We start from the raw sequence: 16,601 nt of genomic DNA on the forward strand, positions 1-16,601 counted from the left end.
AACCCACGCCGTCGTCAGACGTGAACCAGCGTCCACCGCATCCCGCCGCGCGTTCGTGACGTGCGCAACGCCCCTCTTGTCGGGCGGGACGCGACAATTCAAACCGCTGATTTGCCCGACGAGGAAAGCGGAATTTTGCCCGTCAGGTTAATTTGTCGCAGTGCGAGCAATCCATCCGCCGTCATTCCCCGATGCGCAATTGCACATCTGAGGGCGATGCGTAGCATCGAGCCCGGAATCCATCGTGCAACAGGGCATGCGGCCTGATGGATTCCGGGCTCGCGCCAAGAGGCGCGCCCTCAGATGCGCAATTGCGCATCATGGAATGACGAGAACTCGTAGGATGGGTAGAGCGAAGCGAAGCCCATCGACTGGGACTCGCGGAGAGATGATGGGTTTCGCTTCGCTCTACCCATCCTACATTCTGTCGTCATTGCGAGCGCAGCGAAGCAATCCATCGCGCGGCATAACGGATGGGTGGATTGCTTCGCTGCGCTCGCAATGACGGTGGTTGATCGCGCCTTTAGGCGGCCACCACGCGCGGGGCGCGTTCGACCGCGTCCGACGGCTGGCACGGCTTGCGCAGCATCGTGACGTCGGAGAAGCCGACCGCCCGGAGCTGATCGCACATGATGCTGCGGGCGTCCGAATCCATCGAGGCGTCGGGGACTACGACCGCGCGGGCATGCGCGGTCAGTAGTTCCGCCGGCAGGTCGGAGGCCGAACCGGCATCGAGCAACACATGGTCGTAAACCCGCAGCAGCGCGTCGATCGCCAGCGTCAGCCGCGGCGACTGCAGCTGCGAGCGATCGAAGCCCGGACGTCCGGCGCTGACGAGATGGACGCGCGACAGCCGGTCCCTGGTGATGATCTGCGCAAAGGTTGCTTCGCCCTGCATCAGTTCGGCGAGCCCGGGGGCCGCCGGATCGACCGAGACCGCCGTCATCGTCGGCGAAGACGCGGTCAGGTCGACCACCACGATCTTGGCCTGCCGCGCCATCAAGCGCGCCAGCGTCAGGGCGGTCAGCGTGATGCCTTCGCTCGACGCGGTGCCGAGGATTGTTACCTTGCGCGCCGCCCCGCCTGCCTGGCCGAGCCGGTCGGCCAGTTGCTCGATTTCTTCGATTCCTGCCGCGAGCTCGGCACGAGGCTCGCGGAAGGCAGGCCTTGAGTCGTCCGTCACGGGATGATCCGGTTCCGGTCCGAAATCATCTTGCGGCTCGAAATACGGTGCAGTCGGAGGCGCGGAGACGCGAGCCGGTTCTGCGGCTGAAGTCACGGCAGCTGGCACGGCTGCGGCGGATGCGCGCGGCGCGGTCATGCGCAGGAGCTCGCCGGTCACGATCGCGCCTGAGGTCAGCAGCAACGTCGCCAGCGTCGCGATCAGCACGATCGGAAGCTTCTTCGGGTAGGCCGGCGTATTGGAAACGGTGGCGCGCGAGATGATGCGGCCGTCGGCCGGCGCGGCGTCGATGTTTTCGCGGGCGGCGGCTTCGCGGTATTTCGCCAGATAGGATTCCAGGAGATCGCGCTGCGCCTTGGCTTCGCGCTCCAGCGCGCGCAGCTGCACGTCCTGGCCGTTGGACGCGGAGGCCTGCTTCTTGACCAGATCAAGTTCGTTTCTCAGGCTATCGACCCGGCCGCTGGCGAGGCGCGCGTCATTCTCGAGCGAGCGCGAGATCTTGCTCGCCTCCTCGCGCAACTGGCGATCGAGATCGCCGAGCTGCGCCTTCAATTCCTTGATGCGGGGGTGACCGTCGAGCAGCGTCGACGACTGTTCGGCGAGCTGCGCGCGCAGCGTCACCCGCTGTTCGGACAGCCGGCGGATCAATTCGGAATTGAGCACTTCGGAAGCCTCGATCGGCTTGCCGCTCTGAAGCATGTCCTTGATCATGCGCGCCTTGGACTCGGCGTCCGATTTCAGCGCGCGGGCGTTGTTGAGCTGGGTGTTGATCTCACCCATCTGCTGGTTGGACAGCGAGGTGTTGTTGGTGCCGATGAACAGGCTCGACTTCGAGCGGAAATCTTCCGCGCGCTGCTCGGCTTCCGCGACCTTCTTGCGCAGATCCTCGATACCGCCCGACAGCCAGCCACTGGCGGATTTCGCCTGGTCCTGGCGCGCGCCCTGCTGCAAGGCCAGATACCCTTCCGCGATCGAATTGGCGACGCGCGCGGCCAGCTCCGGATCGCGCGACTGGAATTCGATGACGATGACGCGCGACTTGTCCACCGCGTACGCCGTAAAGCGCTCGAAATAGGCGTCCAGCACCCGCTCTTCCGGCGTCAGCGACAACGGATCGCGTCCTATACCGAACAGCGCCAGCAGCGACTTCAGCGGCGAGAAGCCCTGCAGCACCGGATCGAATTCCGGGCGCTCGGCCAGTTTGTTCTTCTTGATGATTTCGCGCGCCAGATCGCGCGACAACAAGAGCTGCACCTGGCTCGTCACCGCCTCGGCGTCGACCGTGTTGCGCTCTTCATTGCGCTCGCCGTTGGGCCGCAGGAACACGTTCTCGCGGCCATCGACGAGGATGCGGGCTTCGGATTTATAGCGCGGAGTGACCATGTTGACGGCGGCGATCGACAGCACCAGCGCCAGCACCGTCGGGACGATGATCCAGGCGCGCTTTTGGATCAGGGCCTGACCGAGCGCGTGGAGGTCCAGATCGCCGGACTCCGGCGCGGCGACCTGCCTGGTGACAGCAGACTTGGCGACGGCAGACTTGGTGACAGCGGATCTGGCGACGGCGGGCTCTGTGGCGACGGCCTTGGTGACGGCCGGTGCGGGCTTTGGAAGCGCCCGCTCCAACACGGCCTTGATCCGGCCCGTACGCCAAAACTCAAAACGCATCGCACACTCCCGCGGACGCCACTTAAAATCGTGACGCGTTTTCGCTCGAAAACGCCACGACCCATCTCAACCCCGGCGATTACACTCCATTAAGGTTGCCGCTGGGTTAATCCGCGCGATTTGCGGGCTGCAATGACCGCCCCGCAGGGCTGCGGTCATGTTTTGTTAACCATGAACACCCTTAATCGGGCGGATACTTTTTCAGGATTCTCCCATGCGAGGCGCGCTCGCCCCGATCCCATGTCTGGTTGCTGCGCTGGCGCTTGCGGGCTGCATGGGCCGGACCACGCCGGTTGCCGTGGCGCCCGCCCCTGTCGCGGTGGCCTATGCCGAACCGGCGCCGCCGCGCTTTGACGCGGCCTATCATCTGGATACTGGCGACAAGCTCCGCGTCGTCGTCTACGGCCAGGAAGGCCTCACCAACACCTATGCCATCGATGCCAGCGGCTCGATCACGATGCCGCTGATCGGTTCGGTCCCGGCGCGCGGCAGGACGCCCGCGGGGCTGGCCGCCGACATCGGCGCCAGGCTGCGCCGCGGTTTCATCCGCGAGCCCTCGGTCGCCGTCGAAGTCGAAGCCTATCGGCCGTTCTTCATCCTCGGCGAAGTGGCGGCGCCCGGACAATATCCTTATGTACCGAACATGACCGTTGAAAGCGCCGTTGCCATCGCTGGCGGCTTCTCGCCGCGCGCTCTGCGCGACCGGGTGACGGTCACGCACACCGACGGATCCGGAACGGCGCGCTACGTGGTGCCGCCGGGAACGTCCATCAGCCCGGGCGATACGGTGCTCGTTGGCGAACGCTGGTTCTGATTATGCCTGTCGTCGACGGTCAGCCCCTTCGTATCCTGCACGCGACGCGCGCCCCGGTGGGTGGCATTTTTCGCCATATCCTGGATCTCGCCAACGGCCAGGCCGATAAAGGCCATCACGTCGGCATCATCGCCGACAGCCTCACCGGCGGCGAGCGCGCCGAGCAGGCGCTGGCGGACATCGCGCCCCGCCTCAAGCTCGGCGTTCATCGTGTCGCCATCCACCGCGAACCGCGCCCCAGCGACACCCTGGCATGGGTGCGCTTCCTGCGCCTGGTCCGGCAGCTGAAGCCGGACGTGCTGCACGGCCATGGCGCCAAGGCCGGTGTGTTCATACGCGCTGGGATCGCCGCCAAGAATACGATCCGGGTCTATACGCCGCATGGCGGGTCGCTGCATTACCCGCTGTCGACGCTCAAGGGCAACTTCTATGCGCGCCTCGAGCGCGCGCTGATGGACTCGACAGACCTGTTCCTGTTCGAAAGCGCGTTCGCGCGCAACACCTATCAGCGCACCATCGGCACCCCGAAAGGGCTGGTACGCTGCGTGTTCAACGGCGTCACCGCCAATGAGTTCGACCCGGTCGTCAAGGCCGAGGACGCTACCGACGTGCTCTATGTCGGCGAGTTCCGGCACATCAAGGGCGCCGACCTCCTGATCGACGCGGTGGCCCGGCTGCGCACCGACGGCCGGCCGGTGACGCTGACGCTCGCCGGCGACGGAGAGGAAAGCGCTGCCTTGAAGGCACAGGTGCAGCGGCTCGGCCTCGGCGAGGCGATCCGCTTCATCGGCCACGTCAAGGCACGCTACGGCTTTTCCAAGGGCTCGCTGCTGGTGGTTCCCTCCCGCGGCGATTCCATGCCCTATGTCGTGATCGAGGCCGCGGCGGCGGGAATTCCGATGGTGGCCGCCAATGTCGGCGGCATTCCGGAGATTTTCGGCGCCCATGCCGAGGCGCTGTTCGCCCCCAACCTCGCCGCCGCGATGGCGGATGCGATCGAGACTGCGCTGGAGAATCCGGCGGCGACGCTGGAGCGGGCTAAATCCCTGCGCGAGCGGATTTTTCAGCACTTCTCGCAGAAGGCGATGGTCGAGGGCGTATTGACCGGCTACCGCGACGCGTTTGCCAATCGTTAACCGTTCTTTACCAACGTAACTGTTTCTTCCGATTTGTCCCTTAAGCCGGATGGCAGGGAATTCCGCATCGGCGGGCGCATCCCTATGTGCCGGCCTAAGAACGGAATCAGAATCGGACTTGGAACAGTGGAACCGCTTAACGCTCGCTCGATGTTAGACGCTGCGGCAGCAACGGCCGCGGCGACCGCTACCGGTGAACGCCCGCCGATCGAACGGCGCCGCCGGCTCTCGCCGGCAGCCCTTGCCGTCACCAACCAGAAGGTCAGCCGCGCCTATTCGCCGATCGTGATCGCGGGTGCGGTCCGCCTGGTCGATTTCGTCATGCTCAGCCTGATCGGCCTTGCGCTCTATTTCGCCTATGTCGTGCGCCTCAAGGGTTTCCATTGGGAATATGTCGCCGCGATCATCGGCATGACGGCGACCGCCGTGATCTGCTTCCAGGCTGCCGACATCTACGAAGTCCAGGTGTTCCGCGGCCAGCTGCGGCAGAAGACCAGGATGATTTCGTCCTGGGCCTTCGTGTTCCTGCTGTTCATCGGCGCTTCCTTCCTGGTCAAGCTCGGCAGCGAGATTTCGCGGATCTGGCTCGCATCGTTCTTCGTCGTCGGCCTTGCGGCCCTGCTGATCGAACGCGCCTTCCTGCGCACGCTGGTGCGCAGCTGGGCGCGGCAGGGCCGGCTTGACCGCCGCACCATCGTGGTCGGCTCGGACCAGAACGGCGAGCAGCTGGTCGAGGCGCTCAAGACCCAGCACGATTCGGATATTGACGTGCTCGGCGTGTTCGACGACCGCAACGACAGCCGCGCGCTGGAAACCTGCGCCGGCAGCCCGAAGCTCGGCAAGGTCGACGACATCGTCGAATTCGCCCGCCGCACTCGCGTCGACCTCGTGCTGTTCGCGCTGCCGATCTCGGCCGAGACGCGCATCCTGGAAATGCTGAAGAAGCTGTGGGTGCTGCCGGTCGACATCCGTCTGTCCGCGCACACCAACAAGCTGCGCTTCCGTCCCCGCTCCTATTCCTATCTCGGCGAGGTGCCGACGCTCGACGTGTTCGAGGCGCCGATCACCGACTGGGATCTGGTGATGAAGTGGCTGTTCGACCACGTCGTCGGCTTCCTGATCCTGATGCTGGCGCTGCCCGTGATGGGACTGGTCGCGCTCGCCATCAAGCTGGACAGCCCGGGGCCGGTGATCTTCCGCCAGAAACGGTTCGGCTTCAACAATGAGCGCATCGACGTCTTCAAGTTCCGCTCGATGTACCACCATCTCGCCGATCCCACCGCCTCCAAGGTCGTGACCAAGAACGATGCCCGCGTCACCCGCGTCGGGCGCTTCATCCGCAAGACCAGCCTCGATGAACTGCCGCAGCTGTTCAACGTGGTGTTCAAGAGCAATTTGTCGCTGGTCGGCCCGCGCCCGCACGCCGTGCAGGGCAAGTTGCAGAGCCGGCTGTTCGACGAGGCCGTCGACGGCTATTTCGCGCGCCACCGCGTCAAGCCCGGGATCACCGGCTGGGCGCAGATCAACGGCTGGCGCGGCGAAGTCGACACCGACGAGAAGATCCAGAAGCGCGTCGAGTTCGACCTCTATTACATCGAGAACTGGTCGGTGCTGTTCGACCTCTTCATCCTGCTCAGGACGCCGCTGGCGCTGATGACGAAGAACGAGAACGCATACTAGTTAAAGAGACTACCGGCGTCATTGCGAGGAGCGAAGCGACGAAGCAATCCACACTTCCTTCGCCGCACGATGGATTGCTTCGCTTCGCTCGCAATGACGGAAACAGCGGCTCGCTGTGCTTGTGTGCGTTGCGTAACTGTACGAGTGTGTGATGGCGTATGCGGCAACAGCCGAGGGGTCCCTTCCATCGTTGACGGCCGCGCCGGGCGTGCTCGCGGTGCAGCGCGCGATGGTATGGCTGGTCGGCGCGTCCGGGGCCATCGTCTTCATCGAGCCCAGCCCCTATGAGATCGCAACGCTGCTGGCGTCGCTGATCTTCTTTGCCACCGGCGGCTTGCGGATGCGGCTGGTGTTCATTCCACTGCTGCTGGCGCTGTTCCTGCTCAATACCGGCTACACGATCAGCGCCATCGCGGTGATCGACCGGCCCAATGTCAGCATGTGGATCGCGACTTCCTGGTACATGGCCATCACCGTGATGCTGTTCGCGATGGTGGTGGCGGAAGATACCGCAGCCCGGCTCGACATGCTCAGGCGCGGCCTCGTCGTCGGCGCGATGATCGCGGCGAGCCTGGGCATTGCCGGGTATTTCAACCTCGTCCCGGGCGGACGCGACCTCCTGACGCTGTACGATCGCGCCCGCGGCACCTTCAAGGACCCGAACGTGCTCGGCGCGTTCCTGATCCTGCCGGCGCTGTTTTGCCTGCAAAGCGTCGTCTCGGACAAACTCGGAAAGTCGCTGCGCAACACCATTGCTTTCGGCATCATGTCGCTGGCGATCCTGCTGGCGTTTTCGCGCGCGGCCTGGGGCGGGCTGATCCTGACCTCGATGTTCATGCTGGCGCTGATGGTGCTGACCAGCCGGTCGCAGGCGCAGCGTTCACGCATCATCATGATCGCGCTGGTCGCTGCGATCCTCGCGGCGGCGCTGGTGGCGGTGCTGCTGTCGTTCGACTCGATCGCGCAGATGTTCAAGCAGCGCGCCAGTTTCGATCAAAGCTATGACTCGGGCCGCTTCGGCCGGTTCGGGCGCTACATCCTCGGCGCCAACATGGCGCTCGATCTGCCGTTCGGTATCGGCCCGCTGCAGTTCACCCGCTACTTTCCCGAGGACACCCACAATTCCTATTTGAACGCGTTCATGTCGGGCGGCTGGATCTCCGGCGTCTGCTACCCGGCGCTGGTGTTCGTCACGGCGCTGAACGGCTTTCGCTATATCTTCGTCCGCGCGCCCTGGCAGCGCGCCTATCTCGCGATCTTCGCCGCCTATCTCGGCACCGTCGGCGAAAGCTTCATCATCGACACCGATCACTGGCGGCATTTCTGGATGATGCTGGGGCTGATGTGGGGCATGTTCGTCGCCGCCGAGCACTACAAGGCCCGCCTCGGTCAGACCTTCAACGGCGCGGCCGTCCCAGTTTCTTAGGCGCTTTCTGCTTCGGCGCGTCGATCAGCCCCTTCAGCGCCTCTGTCGCTTCCAGCACCGACTTGTAGCTCTCGCTCGCGAAGCGCAGCAGCAATTGCAGTTCCGCTTCCGAATAGGTGCTCCATAGTTTGTGCATCGCCTGCTGCATCGGCACGTAGAAGCGTCCGATCTGCGCGACGCTGTCAGGCACGGTCGCGATAAAGACCTTGCGCCGGTCGGTCTCGTCGCGCTCACGGCGCACGAAGCCGGCTTTCTCCAGCCGGTCGACCACGCCGGTGATGGCGCCCGTGGTCAGCCCCGTGACCTCGGCGAGACGGCCGGCGGTGACGCGGCCCTCGAGATTGAGAAAATCCAGGCATTCGAGGTCGGAACCGGAAATTCCCGCCACGTTGGCAACGGTTTGCCCAAAGATCACACCCTGCGCCGACGACCGTCGCATCGCCTCTTCCAGTTCCTGCAACAGCGCAGCCCGCGCCTTCGGCCTTGACACGGTCGATTTCATATCTTAGTCCATAATTATCTTAGCCACTAAGATAATTAGCAGCTTTAGTTTTCCTACCACCCCACGGATGCATGGAGCAAGGCATGGCCAAACGTCCCAAAGCCCTGATCATCGGCGGCGGCATCGCGGGTCCCGTGACGGGAATCTTCCTCAAGCAGGCCGGCATCGATGCCGAAGTATTCGAGGCCTGGCCCTACGCCACCGGGACCGGCGGCGGCCTGCAGATCGCGCCGAACGGCATGCATGTGCTGGCCGAGATCGGCCTCGCCGACGAGATGATTGCGCGCGGTTCGGTCGCCGAATCCTTCGATTTCTATTCGCAAGGAGGCGACCGCCTTGGCTCGCTCAACCGCAACATGAAAGAACGCTTCGGCCAGCCCGCGGTCAACATGTGCCGTGCCACGCTCATTGAATTGCTGATCGACAAGGCCTGGTGTGCGAACGTCGAGCTCAGGTTCGAAAAGCGGCTGGTGGGAATCGAGGATCGCGCCGACCGGCCGGTCGTCGCGCATTTTTCCGACGGCAGCCTTGCCGAGGGCGATTTTGTGATCGGCGCCGACGGCGTGCACTCGGCCGTGCGCGGCCACGTGATTCCGGACGGACCAAAGCCGTTCGACACCGGCCTGATCGGTTTCGGCGGTTTTGTGCCACGCGCGGTGATCGAGAATTCGCCGATCGGCCAGCGCGTGGTGACGACGTTCGGCCAGAGTGGATTCTTCGGCTATGGCATCTGCAGTTCCGATCCCGACGACGGCCTGATGTGGTGGAGCACGCAGCCCGCGCACGGCGTCAGTGCCGCGACGTTCCGAGCCATGAGCCAGGATCAGCTGCGGCAGCACTTACGGAATTTCCACGCCGGCTGGCACGATCCGATCCTGCAAATCATCGATGCGGCCGAGAACATCGTGGTGACGGACACGCTCGATGTTGCGACCCTGCCGACCTGGTCGCGCCAGCGGACGCTTCTCATTGGCGACGCCGCGCACGCCACCAGCCCGCATGCCGGCCAGGGCGCCTCGCTGGCGCTGGAAGACGCGCTGCGGCTTGGCCGCTTGATGCAGACCCGCCAGGAGCTCGCGTTGACGTTTAGGAATTTCGAGGCCGAGCGCCGTCCGCGCGCGGAGAAGATCGTGGCGCTGGCGCGCCGCAATGGCAACAGCAAGCGCGAGTTCTCACCGACCGGCGCCTGGATCCGTGACCGCATGCTGAAACTGCTGCTGCCGGTCACGTCCAAGGGCATGGACTGGATGTATAGATACGATCCCCGCGCGGCGTAGTGAAGATTTGCAGGGTGGGCAAAGGCGCGTAAGCGCTTGCCCACACTCCTTGCGCACTGTGAATTGGTGGGCACGCTTCGCTTTGTCCACCCTACGAACTGCGGCTACGTCTCCACCGTGAACGTCAGCCCGGCATGATCCTCGAGCCGCTTGATCAGCCTGTGCTGCATCGCCGCCCCCGGCGTCCAGATTCCCGCCGGCACCTCAGGCGTATCGCGCAGCAGGCAGATCGCGCATTCCGAGATCATCTTGGACGTCGAGCCATAGCCGGGATCGCGGTCGCCCTTGACCGAGGCGCGGGCCTGCTTGCCGTCGGGCGCGATGGCGACGAACAGCAGATCGTAATGGCCGGTTTCGCGCTCTTCCTTCGACGGCCCCTCGCCCGGCTTCGGGACGGCGGATAGCGCTATCTTGTTGTTGGCCGCCTGGATGCTTTTGGCCAACGCCTCGCCGTCCGCGCCGGGACCGGTGACCTGCATCTCGTCGTAGACGAAATCCCGACCATAGGGGAAGCCCAGCAGCATGTTCGAACGATGCACATTGCGAGTGTTGATGTTCGCCATGAAGAACGGCGTCACCCAGACCTGCAAATCCTCATCCAGCATTGGCCTGTTGCCGGGCGGCTGTTTCGGTCCCTGAAAGCCCGGCGTCAGCGCGAACGGATCCCGCATCAACGCCAGAATTCCCTGATCTTTTGCGGCAGCTTCAAACAGCGATTTGCCGCTGGCCGCCGTTCCGCCCGAGAAGGTCCCCTTCATCGCGCGGATGCGACCCTTGACCCGGGGGACCGCTGCCCCAAACTGTTTCTTCGCCTCCTCCTGAGCGCAGAACACGCCCAGTTCAAATGGCAGGGAATCATAGCCGCAGGAAAACATGATCCGCGCGCCGCTGCGCTGCGCGGTGGTTTGGTGCGCGTCGATGATCCGCCGCATCCATGGCGTCTCGCCGCACAAATCGAAGTAGTCGGTGCCCGAGGCCGCGCAAGCTGCCACCAATTCGTTGCCGTAAAGCAGGTACGGGCCGACCGTGGTGATCACGGATTTCGTCTGCGCCACCATCGCCTTCAGCGACGCGGCATCTGACGCGTCGGCCACGATCAGCGGCGTATCCGATGGCGCACCGATCGCGTCGCGCACGGCAGCCAGCTTGTCCTTGCTGCGGCCGGCCATCGCCCATTTCAGGCTGCTGTCGCCCTTGTAATGCGCGGCGAGGTATTCGGCGACGAGCTGGCCGGTGAAACCGGTGGCGCCGTAAACAACGATGTCGAATTTCGACGAAGACATGTTTTAGATCCTTGAAGTTTTTCCGTCATGGCCGGGCTTGTCCCGGCCATCCACGTCTTTTTTTGTCTCTACACCACTAAGACGTGGATGCCCGGGACACCTAGCGAAGACGTGCTTCGCGCTTCTGCCCGGGCATGACGATCTACACTATTTCTTGGCGTAGGAAACGCCCATGCCGGCGCGGACGTCGGCCTGGATGCCATAGGGCGCGATCGGATAGCGCAGGCCATTTTTCGCCAGTTGCTTCATGCCGACGATGGCCTTGGCGAGATGCGCCGGCTGCAGCGCCATCAGCATCTCCTCGTCGGGCACGCCGCCATAGCGCCGTTCGGCAAAGCACGGCAGCGACAGACTCGGCTCGCCGGTCTTGAGCGCCCGTCCCCACGAATCCGCACAGGCGGTCTCGCCGACCACGCCCCATTCGAACTTCTTGTAGCCGGTATATTGCAGCCCGTTGATCAGGATGATCATCTGGCCCGGCGTTGCATACACCAGACAGATGTCAGGCGGATTGAGCCGGCCGCTAGTGAGCGGGCTCACCGCCATCGCCTGGTACTGGCCGTACGGCACGACGTCGAGCGCTTCCTGGCGCAACCTCGCGTCCTCCTCGGTGCCGTGCCAGACGCCGACATAGTTTTTTCCTTCAAGGAATTTTTCGTCCTGCGGTGCGAGGCCAATCACAGCGCGGCATTGCGCGCCGACGAGGTCTTCGCCGGTGATGCCGACGGTCCAGCCGAGCCTTGAAGCCATGCTGACGATCTGGTCGGTGGTATGGACCGCGGACGGGCGCCGGATTTTCGGGATCGCCGCCATCTCCTCGACGGTCGTGAACATCTTGATGCCGATCACGGTGGTCCGGAGCCGCAACAGGCTGATCAGGTCGGCGGCCATGCCGTTCAAATCGAACGCTTCCGGCGACGTTTGCTGTTGCATGGCGTAAACTCCCAAATCGGCGCGGTGCGCATGTTGTTGTTGGCATCAATTCTAGCCCGGCCGGTCGGCTGTTGCGACCTCTACTTCGGCGCTGGTCCCGGCAGCAAATCGTCGATCTTGCCGGTGGCCCGGTACGCAACCAGTCCCATCCATTCGCGCGCCGCGATTTCGGTGCGTCCGAGGCCATCAAGAATGGCGATCGAGAACTTCATGAGATCGCCGCGGCCACCGACCCGCCAATCGACCGGATAGGCCTCGACCGCAAATCCGGCCTTTCGGAACAGGCCGACCGATCGCGGCATGTGAAAGGCCGAGGTCACCAGCAACCAGCGCTCGCCGTCCTTTGGCGCCACCAGCGCTTTCGAGAACTGGGCATTCTCCACCGTGTTGCGCGACGCCCGTTCCATGATGAGACGTGATTTGGCGATGCCAAGGCTTTCAAAAACGGCGCCGGCGAAATCGGCTTCGCGCGCGTCGTTCGAAATCAGATTCGCACTGCCGCCGGTGAAGACGATGCGCGCATTCGGATAGCGATGCGCCAACGCCGCCGCCGCGATGATACGATCAGGCGCGCCGCGCACCACCGGCGTGCCACGCGCAGCCGATAGATCAGCGTCGATCGATGCGCCGAGGACGACGATGCCGTCCGGCGGCGCGCCCGCGCCGGCCTCCCATCGCGGAAAGCGCTGCTCCAGCGGATAGAGCAACAGGTTTCCGAGCGGCGACAATCCGCAGATCACCAGCAGCAGCACCGCCGCCATCACAAGCTTGCGGCCGAGCGATGCAAAACGCGTCAGCAGCAGGATCGCGCCAACGAACCCGACGCCGATCAGGAAATTCGTCGGCATCAGCATATAGCCGAGCGTCTTGGAGAGGATGAAGAACAAGGGAGGACCCTTCAGGCGGGAGCGCAGTATCGACTTAGCATTCGGTCGTCATACGCGGGCTTGACCCGCGTATCCATCTATCTTCACAAAAAGGATTATTCGAGAATGATGGATTGCCGGGTCAAGCCCGGCAATGACAAATAGGACAAGACAACACCGACAAGAAGGTCCCCATGACCCATCACCATCTGCATTCCAGCCCCAAAACCTGCCACTGGGGCTTCTTCGAAGCGAAATTGAAGCCGGTCCTGACCGTTGCCAGCGGCGATGAGGTCACGGTGGACACCATCACCGGCGGCCCCGACGTGGTGCCGGACCGCAGCAAATTTCATGTGCCGCCGGAGCTTGCCGACGTGCACGCCCAGAACGAGCGGATGGTGCCGGGCCATATTCTGACCGGCCCGATCGCGGTTGAAGGCGCCGCGCCCGGCGACGTGCTCGAGGTCGACATTCTCGACGTCCAGCTCAGGCAGGACTGGGGCTACAATCTGATAAAGCCGCTGTCCGGCACTCTGCCCGACGATTTCCACGAGACGCGCCTGCTCAACATTCCGCTCGATCGCGAGCGGATGGTCGGCCGGATGCCGTGGGGGCTGTACCTGCCGCTCAAACCGTTCTTCGGCGTGATGGGCGTGGCGCCGCCGCCGGCCTGGGGCCGCATCACCTCGCTGATCCCGCGCGCGATGGGCGGCAATCTCGACAATAAGGAGTTAGGGGCCGGCGCCAAACTCTATCTGCCGGTGTTCGTGCCCGGCGCGCTGTTTTCCTGCGGCGACGGCCACGGCGTGCAGGGCGACGGCGAAGTCTGCGTCACCGCGATCGAAACCGCGCTGCAGGGCCGCTTCCGCCTGACGCTGCGCAAGGATCTGCGGCTGGAATATCCGCGCGCGGAAACACCTGATCATTACATGACGATGGCGATGGACCCCGACCTCGACCAATGCGTGGTGCGCGCGCTGCGCGACATGATCGTGCTGCTCGGCGAGAAGCGCAATCTGTCGCGCGAGGACGCCTACACGCTCTGCAGCCTCGCCGCCGATCTGCGGGTGACGCAGACGGTCAACGGCTCCAAGGGCATCCACTGCATGATCGCAAAGAGTGTGGTGCACGGCTGATTTCAGCGCGGTGCGCCGTCACAGCGGCGAAAGCAGCTCCAACGTTGAACGAATCCTGACGCTGGTCTTTCCAACCAGCGCCGCCCCCTGCACGTCAGCGCGATCGGCGGTATAGGTGCCGCTGAAGCCGGTGGTGACCTCGCGCCCGCCGAACAGCGGCAGCACGCCAGCCGATTTGGTGTGCTGGTTGGTGGTCAGTTCGCCGCGCCATTTGCCGCGATCGGCGGTGTAGGAGCCCGTATAATAGAAATGCGAGTCGCCGCCGGCGATCCTGCCATCCAGCAGCACGATGACGCCGCTGGCATGGCCATGCCCGCCCTCCATCATTTCGGTCAGGATCGAGTAGAGACCGTTGGTCATCGTCATCGCAGGATTGTCCCCCGTCGAAGCAGCATCGACCGTGCAGACCACCTGAGGCAATCGGGAAATGGACTGACAGCTGGATCGTTTCGCCGCGGCTGCCTTGGCGCCGTCAGACCCCGGTCGCTGGTCGCGCAGCGCCGTCTAACGCCAGTGCCTGCTGGCAATGGTCGACTTTTTCGATGCCGTTACAATGAGATAGACTGCGCCCCAAGTGGCGATTGACTTATCCCCATGAAACTTAATAGAGTCTAAATAGATACTTTTCAGTACAGCGTTTAAAAGTTAGCGTTCTTGCATGGCTACAGAAAAAGCCGAAACCGACCGCATTCCCGTGACCTTGGCGCTCTCGACCATCAGCTATCTCGAAAAACTGGTGAGACAGGGTACCCACGGCACTAGCGTTCCCGGCGTTGCGAAGACCCTGATCGAGGAAGGCATCCGGCTCGCCATCAAGGACGGGCTGCTGTCGATCCGCGACAATGGCAGGCCTTGATGGCACGCCAGCGGAAAATTCGCTGACGGGAGACAAGGAACGCGGCGGTGCCTCAAAGAATTTGGGACCGCAAGCATGTTCGCAAACATACCGACCTGGACCACCGAGCGCGTCGAACTCCTCAAGCAACATTTCGAATCCGGCCTCTCCTGCCGCGAGATCGCCGCTCACATCGGCGTCAGCCGCAACGCCGTGATCGGCAAATTGACACGGCTCGGTTTGACCCGCGGGCCGACCAACATCGAACAGCATCTGCAAGGGGCCACGAAGGAACGTAGCCCGAAATCCGTTCCCCGCGCGCAGTACCGGATGCTGCAAGTGGTCTACCAGGACGGGCAACCGGCCCCAAACGCCCCGATCGCCAGCGAGCGGCCCTGCTCGCTGCTCGAACTCAGCCATGAGCGCTGCCGCTGGCCCATCAGCACGCCCGGCGCGGAAGATTTCTGCTTTTGTGGCAACACGCCGCTCAAGGGGATGCCCTACTGCGTCGGGCACACCCGTCTCGCCTACAAGCCCGGCTCGCGCCAAAAAATGGCGCGAGCTTGATTTACCCTTTGGATGTAACAGTCACTGTGCAGGCACGAGCGCCTGCGCTCCCTTGTCCTTGATCAACAGCACCAGGAATTTCGCCGGTTGGGTGCTGCTCGCGTTGCGGTCGACCACGTGAACATCATCGGGGCCTTCATAGAAGCTTTGCCCAGCCGTCAGTGTCACCGGTTGTCCACCCTTCAACTGCATCACGATGGAACCCTCCAGCACATAGCCAAAGGCATGAGCGTTGTGTCGATGGACAGGAGTCGATCCGCCGGGCGGGTGCTCGACCGTGATCATCAAGATTTCCTTGCCGGGACTCTCCGGAAGATCCTTGGACATGAGTGGCACCACCTTGGGCCCCTCAGCAACCGCCGGGCCGGTCATTAGACCCAGAAGAACCAGCGCAACGAGTTTGTTCGTCATAGTCGCCTCTTTCATTGGTGTCGGGTACCTGTTCACAGCAGACCGGGCGGATCGCGATGCGGGATCAGGCGGTCGCCTTTGCGCGGCGAAGCCATTCGTCGAGACCGATGCGGCCGAGGCGCGCCTCGCCCAACGGCACGAGCGAGTGCTCGTCAACCCGACCGCCCCAGTATCGGGCTTCGGGATCGCTCACGACTTCGCGCGGGTCGCCAACCGCCTTCAGATAGCGGGCGATGATGTCATTGAGCGGCGCTCGTTCCGGTCCGGCGATCTCCACGATACCGCTTCGCGGCGCCGCGAGTGCCAGATCGGCAACGATGGCAGCAACGTCGTCCGCCGCGATAGGCTGGAACAGGATAGGCGGAAGCCTCACTGTGTTTCCATCCGCACTTGAATCGGCGATACCGCGAACGAATTCCAGGAACTGGGTCGCGCGAACGATGGTGTATGGAATGCCGGAGGCTTCGATCAGTTTCTCCTGGGCGAGCTTGGCGCGGAAATAGCCATTGTCGGTCCGGTCGATCGCGACGATCGATAGCGCGACATGATGCCGGACGTTCGCTGCGGCCTCGGCGGCGAGCAGGTTGCGGCCGGAGGTCTCGAAGAATTCGAGCACCGCCTTGTCTTCAAATGAGGGCGAGTTGGCCAGGTCAATCACCACCTGTGTGCCCGCCATAACCTCCTTGAGTCCCTCACCGGTGATCGCGTTAACGCCGCTTTTGGGCGAGGCGGCGACGACTTCGTGGCCGCCCTGGCGCAGAATGGCGACGGTCTTCGAGCCGATCAGGCCGGTGCCTCCGATCACCACGATCTTCATGGCTGATGCTCCGTGGTCGTTAGATGGGCTCAGCTTAGTTCTGCTTGGAACCCCCAGAATACTATCC

General features: G+C 63.6%; 16 protein-coding genes. 8 read left to right on the forward strand and 8 right to left on the reverse strand.

The window, feature by feature from the left end; all coding sequences use genetic code 11:
- Positions 1 to 523: 523 nt before the first annotated feature.
- Positions 524 to 2,851 carry an exopolysaccharide transport family protein gene (locus JQ575_RS34640; protein ID WP_212037710.1) on the reverse strand — a complete coding sequence of 776 codons (2,328 nt, stop codon included), beginning with the start codon at positions 2,849 to 2,851 and terminating at the stop codon, positions 524 to 526.
- A 214-nt stretch (positions 2,852 to 3,065) separates the two neighbouring features.
- Here JQ575_RS34640 and JQ575_RS34645 point away from each other — a divergent pair, with 214 nt between their 5' ends.
- The 4 genes from JQ575_RS34645 to JQ575_RS34660 all read left to right on the forward strand — a co-directional run bounded on the left by JQ575_RS34645 (position 3,066) and on the right by JQ575_RS34660 (position 7,907).
- The gene (locus JQ575_RS34645) at positions 3,066 to 3,665 is read left to right on the forward strand and encodes a polysaccharide biosynthesis/export family protein (protein ID WP_212037711.1); all 600 of its coding nucleotides are present in this window, start codon (positions 3,066 to 3,068) and stop codon (positions 3,663 to 3,665) included.
- Between the two features lie 2 nt (positions 3,666 to 3,667).
- On the forward strand, positions 3,668 to 4,801 hold the full coding sequence (locus tag JQ575_RS34650) for a glycosyltransferase family 4 protein (RefSeq protein ID WP_212037712.1): 1,134 nt from the start codon (positions 3,668 to 3,670) through the stop codon (positions 4,799 to 4,801).
- A gap of 150 nt (positions 4,802 to 4,951) precedes the next feature.
- The gene (locus JQ575_RS34655; RefSeq protein WP_212037713.1) at positions 4,952 to 6,481 is read left to right on the forward strand and encodes an undecaprenyl-phosphate glucose phosphotransferase; all 1,530 of its coding nucleotides are present in this window, start codon (positions 4,952 to 4,954) and stop codon (positions 6,479 to 6,481) included.
- A gap of 151 nt (positions 6,482 to 6,632) precedes the next feature.
- A complete protein-coding gene (locus JQ575_RS34660) occupies positions 6,633 to 7,907 on the forward strand; it encodes an O-antigen ligase (RefSeq protein WP_212037714.1) in 1,275 nt (424 codons plus the stop codon).
- On the opposite strand, the gene JQ575_RS34665 is transcribed toward JQ575_RS34660, so the two are convergent.
- Positions 7,879 to 8,409 carry a MarR family winged helix-turn-helix transcriptional regulator gene (locus JQ575_RS34665; RefSeq protein ID WP_249167110.1) on the reverse strand — a complete coding sequence of 177 codons (531 nt, stop codon included), beginning with the start codon at positions 8,407 to 8,409 and terminating at the stop codon, positions 7,879 to 7,881. The two genes, JQ575_RS34660 and JQ575_RS34665, sit on opposite strands and share 29 nt — an antisense overlap.
- An 83-nt stretch (positions 8,410 to 8,492) precedes the next feature.
- Between JQ575_RS34665 and JQ575_RS34670 the strand changes: the two genes are divergently transcribed.
- Positions 8,493 to 9,686 (forward strand): NAD(P)/FAD-dependent oxidoreductase, encoded by a 1,194-nt coding sequence (locus tag JQ575_RS34670; protein WP_212037715.1) that lies wholly within the window; start codon positions 8,493 to 8,495, stop codon positions 9,684 to 9,686.
- Positions 9,687 to 9,790: 104 nt separating this feature from the next.
- Here JQ575_RS34670 and JQ575_RS34675 read toward each other — a convergent pair whose 3' ends face one another.
- The 3 genes from JQ575_RS34675 to JQ575_RS34685 all read right to left on the reverse strand — a co-directional run bounded on the left by JQ575_RS34675 (position 9,791) and on the right by JQ575_RS34685 (position 12,789).
- Complete coding sequence (locus JQ575_RS34675; RefSeq protein ID WP_212037716.1) at positions 9,791 to 10,969, reverse strand: trans-acting enoyl reductase family protein; 1,179 nt, start codon at positions 10,967 to 10,969, stop codon at positions 9,791 to 9,793.
- 147 nt (positions 10,970 to 11,116) lie between these two features.
- Positions 11,117 to 11,902 (reverse strand): DUF169 domain-containing protein, encoded by a 786-nt coding sequence (locus JQ575_RS34680; RefSeq protein WP_212037717.1) that lies wholly within the window; start codon positions 11,900 to 11,902, stop codon positions 11,117 to 11,119.
- A gap of 80 nt (positions 11,903 to 11,982) precedes the next feature.
- Positions 11,983 to 12,789 carry a YdcF family protein gene (locus JQ575_RS34685; RefSeq protein WP_212037718.1) on the reverse strand — a complete coding sequence of 269 codons (807 nt, stop codon included), beginning with the start codon at positions 12,787 to 12,789 and terminating at the stop codon, positions 11,983 to 11,985.
- A gap of 173 nt (positions 12,790 to 12,962) precedes the next feature.
- On the opposite strand from JQ575_RS34685, the gene JQ575_RS34690 reads away from it, so the two are divergent.
- Entirely contained in the window at positions 12,963 to 13,904 is a 942-nt protein-coding gene (locus JQ575_RS34690; protein WP_212037719.1) for an acetamidase/formamidase family protein, read from the forward strand.
- A gap of 18 nt (positions 13,905 to 13,922) precedes the next feature.
- On the opposite strand, the gene JQ575_RS34695 is transcribed toward JQ575_RS34690, so the two are convergent.
- Complete coding sequence (locus JQ575_RS34695) at positions 13,923 to 14,270, reverse strand: GrlR family regulatory protein (RefSeq protein WP_249167111.1); 348 nt, start codon at positions 14,268 to 14,270, stop codon at positions 13,923 to 13,925.
- A gap of 292 nt (positions 14,271 to 14,562) precedes the next feature.
- On the opposite strand from JQ575_RS34695, the gene JQ575_RS34700 reads away from it, so the two are divergent.
- Positions 14,563 to 14,760 (forward strand): hypothetical protein, encoded by a 198-nt coding sequence (locus JQ575_RS34700; RefSeq protein ID WP_212037720.1) that lies wholly within the window; start codon positions 14,563 to 14,565, stop codon positions 14,758 to 14,760.
- Between the two features lie 75 nt (positions 14,761 to 14,835).
- Complete coding sequence (locus JQ575_RS34705; protein WP_212037721.1) at positions 14,836 to 15,306, forward strand: GcrA family cell cycle regulator; 471 nt, start codon at positions 14,836 to 14,838, stop codon at positions 15,304 to 15,306.
- A 21-nt stretch (positions 15,307 to 15,327) separates the two neighbouring features.
- Here the strand turns inward: JQ575_RS34705 and JQ575_RS34710 are convergent, their stop codons facing one another.
- Positions 15,328 to 15,717: a cupin domain-containing protein gene (locus JQ575_RS34710; RefSeq protein WP_212037722.1), complete on the reverse strand. Its 390-nt coding sequence runs from the start codon at positions 15,715 to 15,717 to the stop codon at positions 15,328 to 15,330.
- Positions 15,718 to 15,781: 64 nt separating this feature from the next.
- Positions 15,782 to 16,534, reverse strand: coding sequence for an SDR family oxidoreductase (locus JQ575_RS34715; RefSeq protein ID WP_212037723.1), 753 nt, complete (start codon positions 16,532 to 16,534; stop codon positions 15,782 to 15,784).
- Positions 16,535 to 16,601 lie beyond the last annotated feature (67 nt).

The sequence above is a fragment of the Bradyrhizobium sp. JYMT SZCCT0428 genome, assembly GCF_018131075.1.
In the GTDB taxonomy this organism is placed as follows: domain Bacteria; phylum Pseudomonadota; class Alphaproteobacteria; order Rhizobiales; family Xanthobacteraceae; genus Bradyrhizobium.

Bases quoted from the DNA above. Each gene is read 5' to 3' on its own strand.
- JQ575_RS34640 (WP_212037710.1), bottom strand. From the start codon at position 2,851: ATGCGTTTTGAGTTTTGGCGTACGGGCCGGATCAAGGCCGTGTTGGAG.
- JQ575_RS34645 (WP_212037711.1), top strand. From the start codon at position 3,066: ATGCGAGGCGCGCTCGCCCCGATCCCATGTCTGGTTGCTGCGCTGGCG.
- JQ575_RS34650 (WP_212037712.1), top strand. From the start codon at position 3,668: ATGCCTGTCGTCGACGGTCAGCCCCTTCGTATCCTGCACGCGACGCGC.
- JQ575_RS34655 (WP_212037713.1), top strand. From the start codon at position 4,952: ATGTTAGACGCTGCGGCAGCAACGGCCGCGGCGACCGCTACCGGTGAA.
- JQ575_RS34660 (WP_212037714.1), top strand. From the start codon at position 6,633: ATGGCGTATGCGGCAACAGCCGAGGGGTCCCTTCCATCGTTGACGGCC.
- JQ575_RS34665 (WP_249167110.1), bottom strand. From the start codon at position 8,409: ATGAAATCGACCGTGTCAAGGCCGAAGGCGCGGGCTGCGCTGTTGCAG.
- JQ575_RS34670 (WP_212037715.1), top strand. From the start codon at position 8,493: ATGGCCAAACGTCCCAAAGCCCTGATCATCGGCGGCGGCATCGCGGGT.
- JQ575_RS34675 (WP_212037716.1), bottom strand. From the start codon at position 10,969: ATGTCTTCGTCGAAATTCGACATCGTTGTTTACGGCGCCACCGGTTTC.
- JQ575_RS34680 (WP_212037717.1), bottom strand. From the start codon at position 11,902: ATGCAACAGCAAACGTCGCCGGAAGCGTTCGATTTGAACGGCATGGCC.
- JQ575_RS34690 (WP_212037719.1), top strand. From the start codon at position 12,963: ATGACCCATCACCATCTGCATTCCAGCCCCAAAACCTGCCACTGGGGC.
- JQ575_RS34695 (WP_249167111.1), bottom strand. From the start codon at position 14,270: ATGACGATGACCAACGGTCTCTACTCGATCCTGACCGAAATGATGGAG.
- JQ575_RS34700 (WP_212037720.1), top strand. From the start codon at position 14,563: ATGGCTACAGAAAAAGCCGAAACCGACCGCATTCCCGTGACCTTGGCG.
- JQ575_RS34705 (WP_212037721.1), top strand. From the start codon at position 14,836: ATGTTCGCAAACATACCGACCTGGACCACCGAGCGCGTCGAACTCCTC.
- JQ575_RS34710 (WP_212037722.1), bottom strand. From the start codon at position 15,717: ATGACGAACAAACTCGTTGCGCTGGTTCTTCTGGGTCTAATGACCGGC.
- JQ575_RS34715 (WP_212037723.1), bottom strand. From the start codon at position 16,534: ATGAAGATCGTGGTGATCGGAGGCACCGGCCTGATCGGCTCGAAGACC.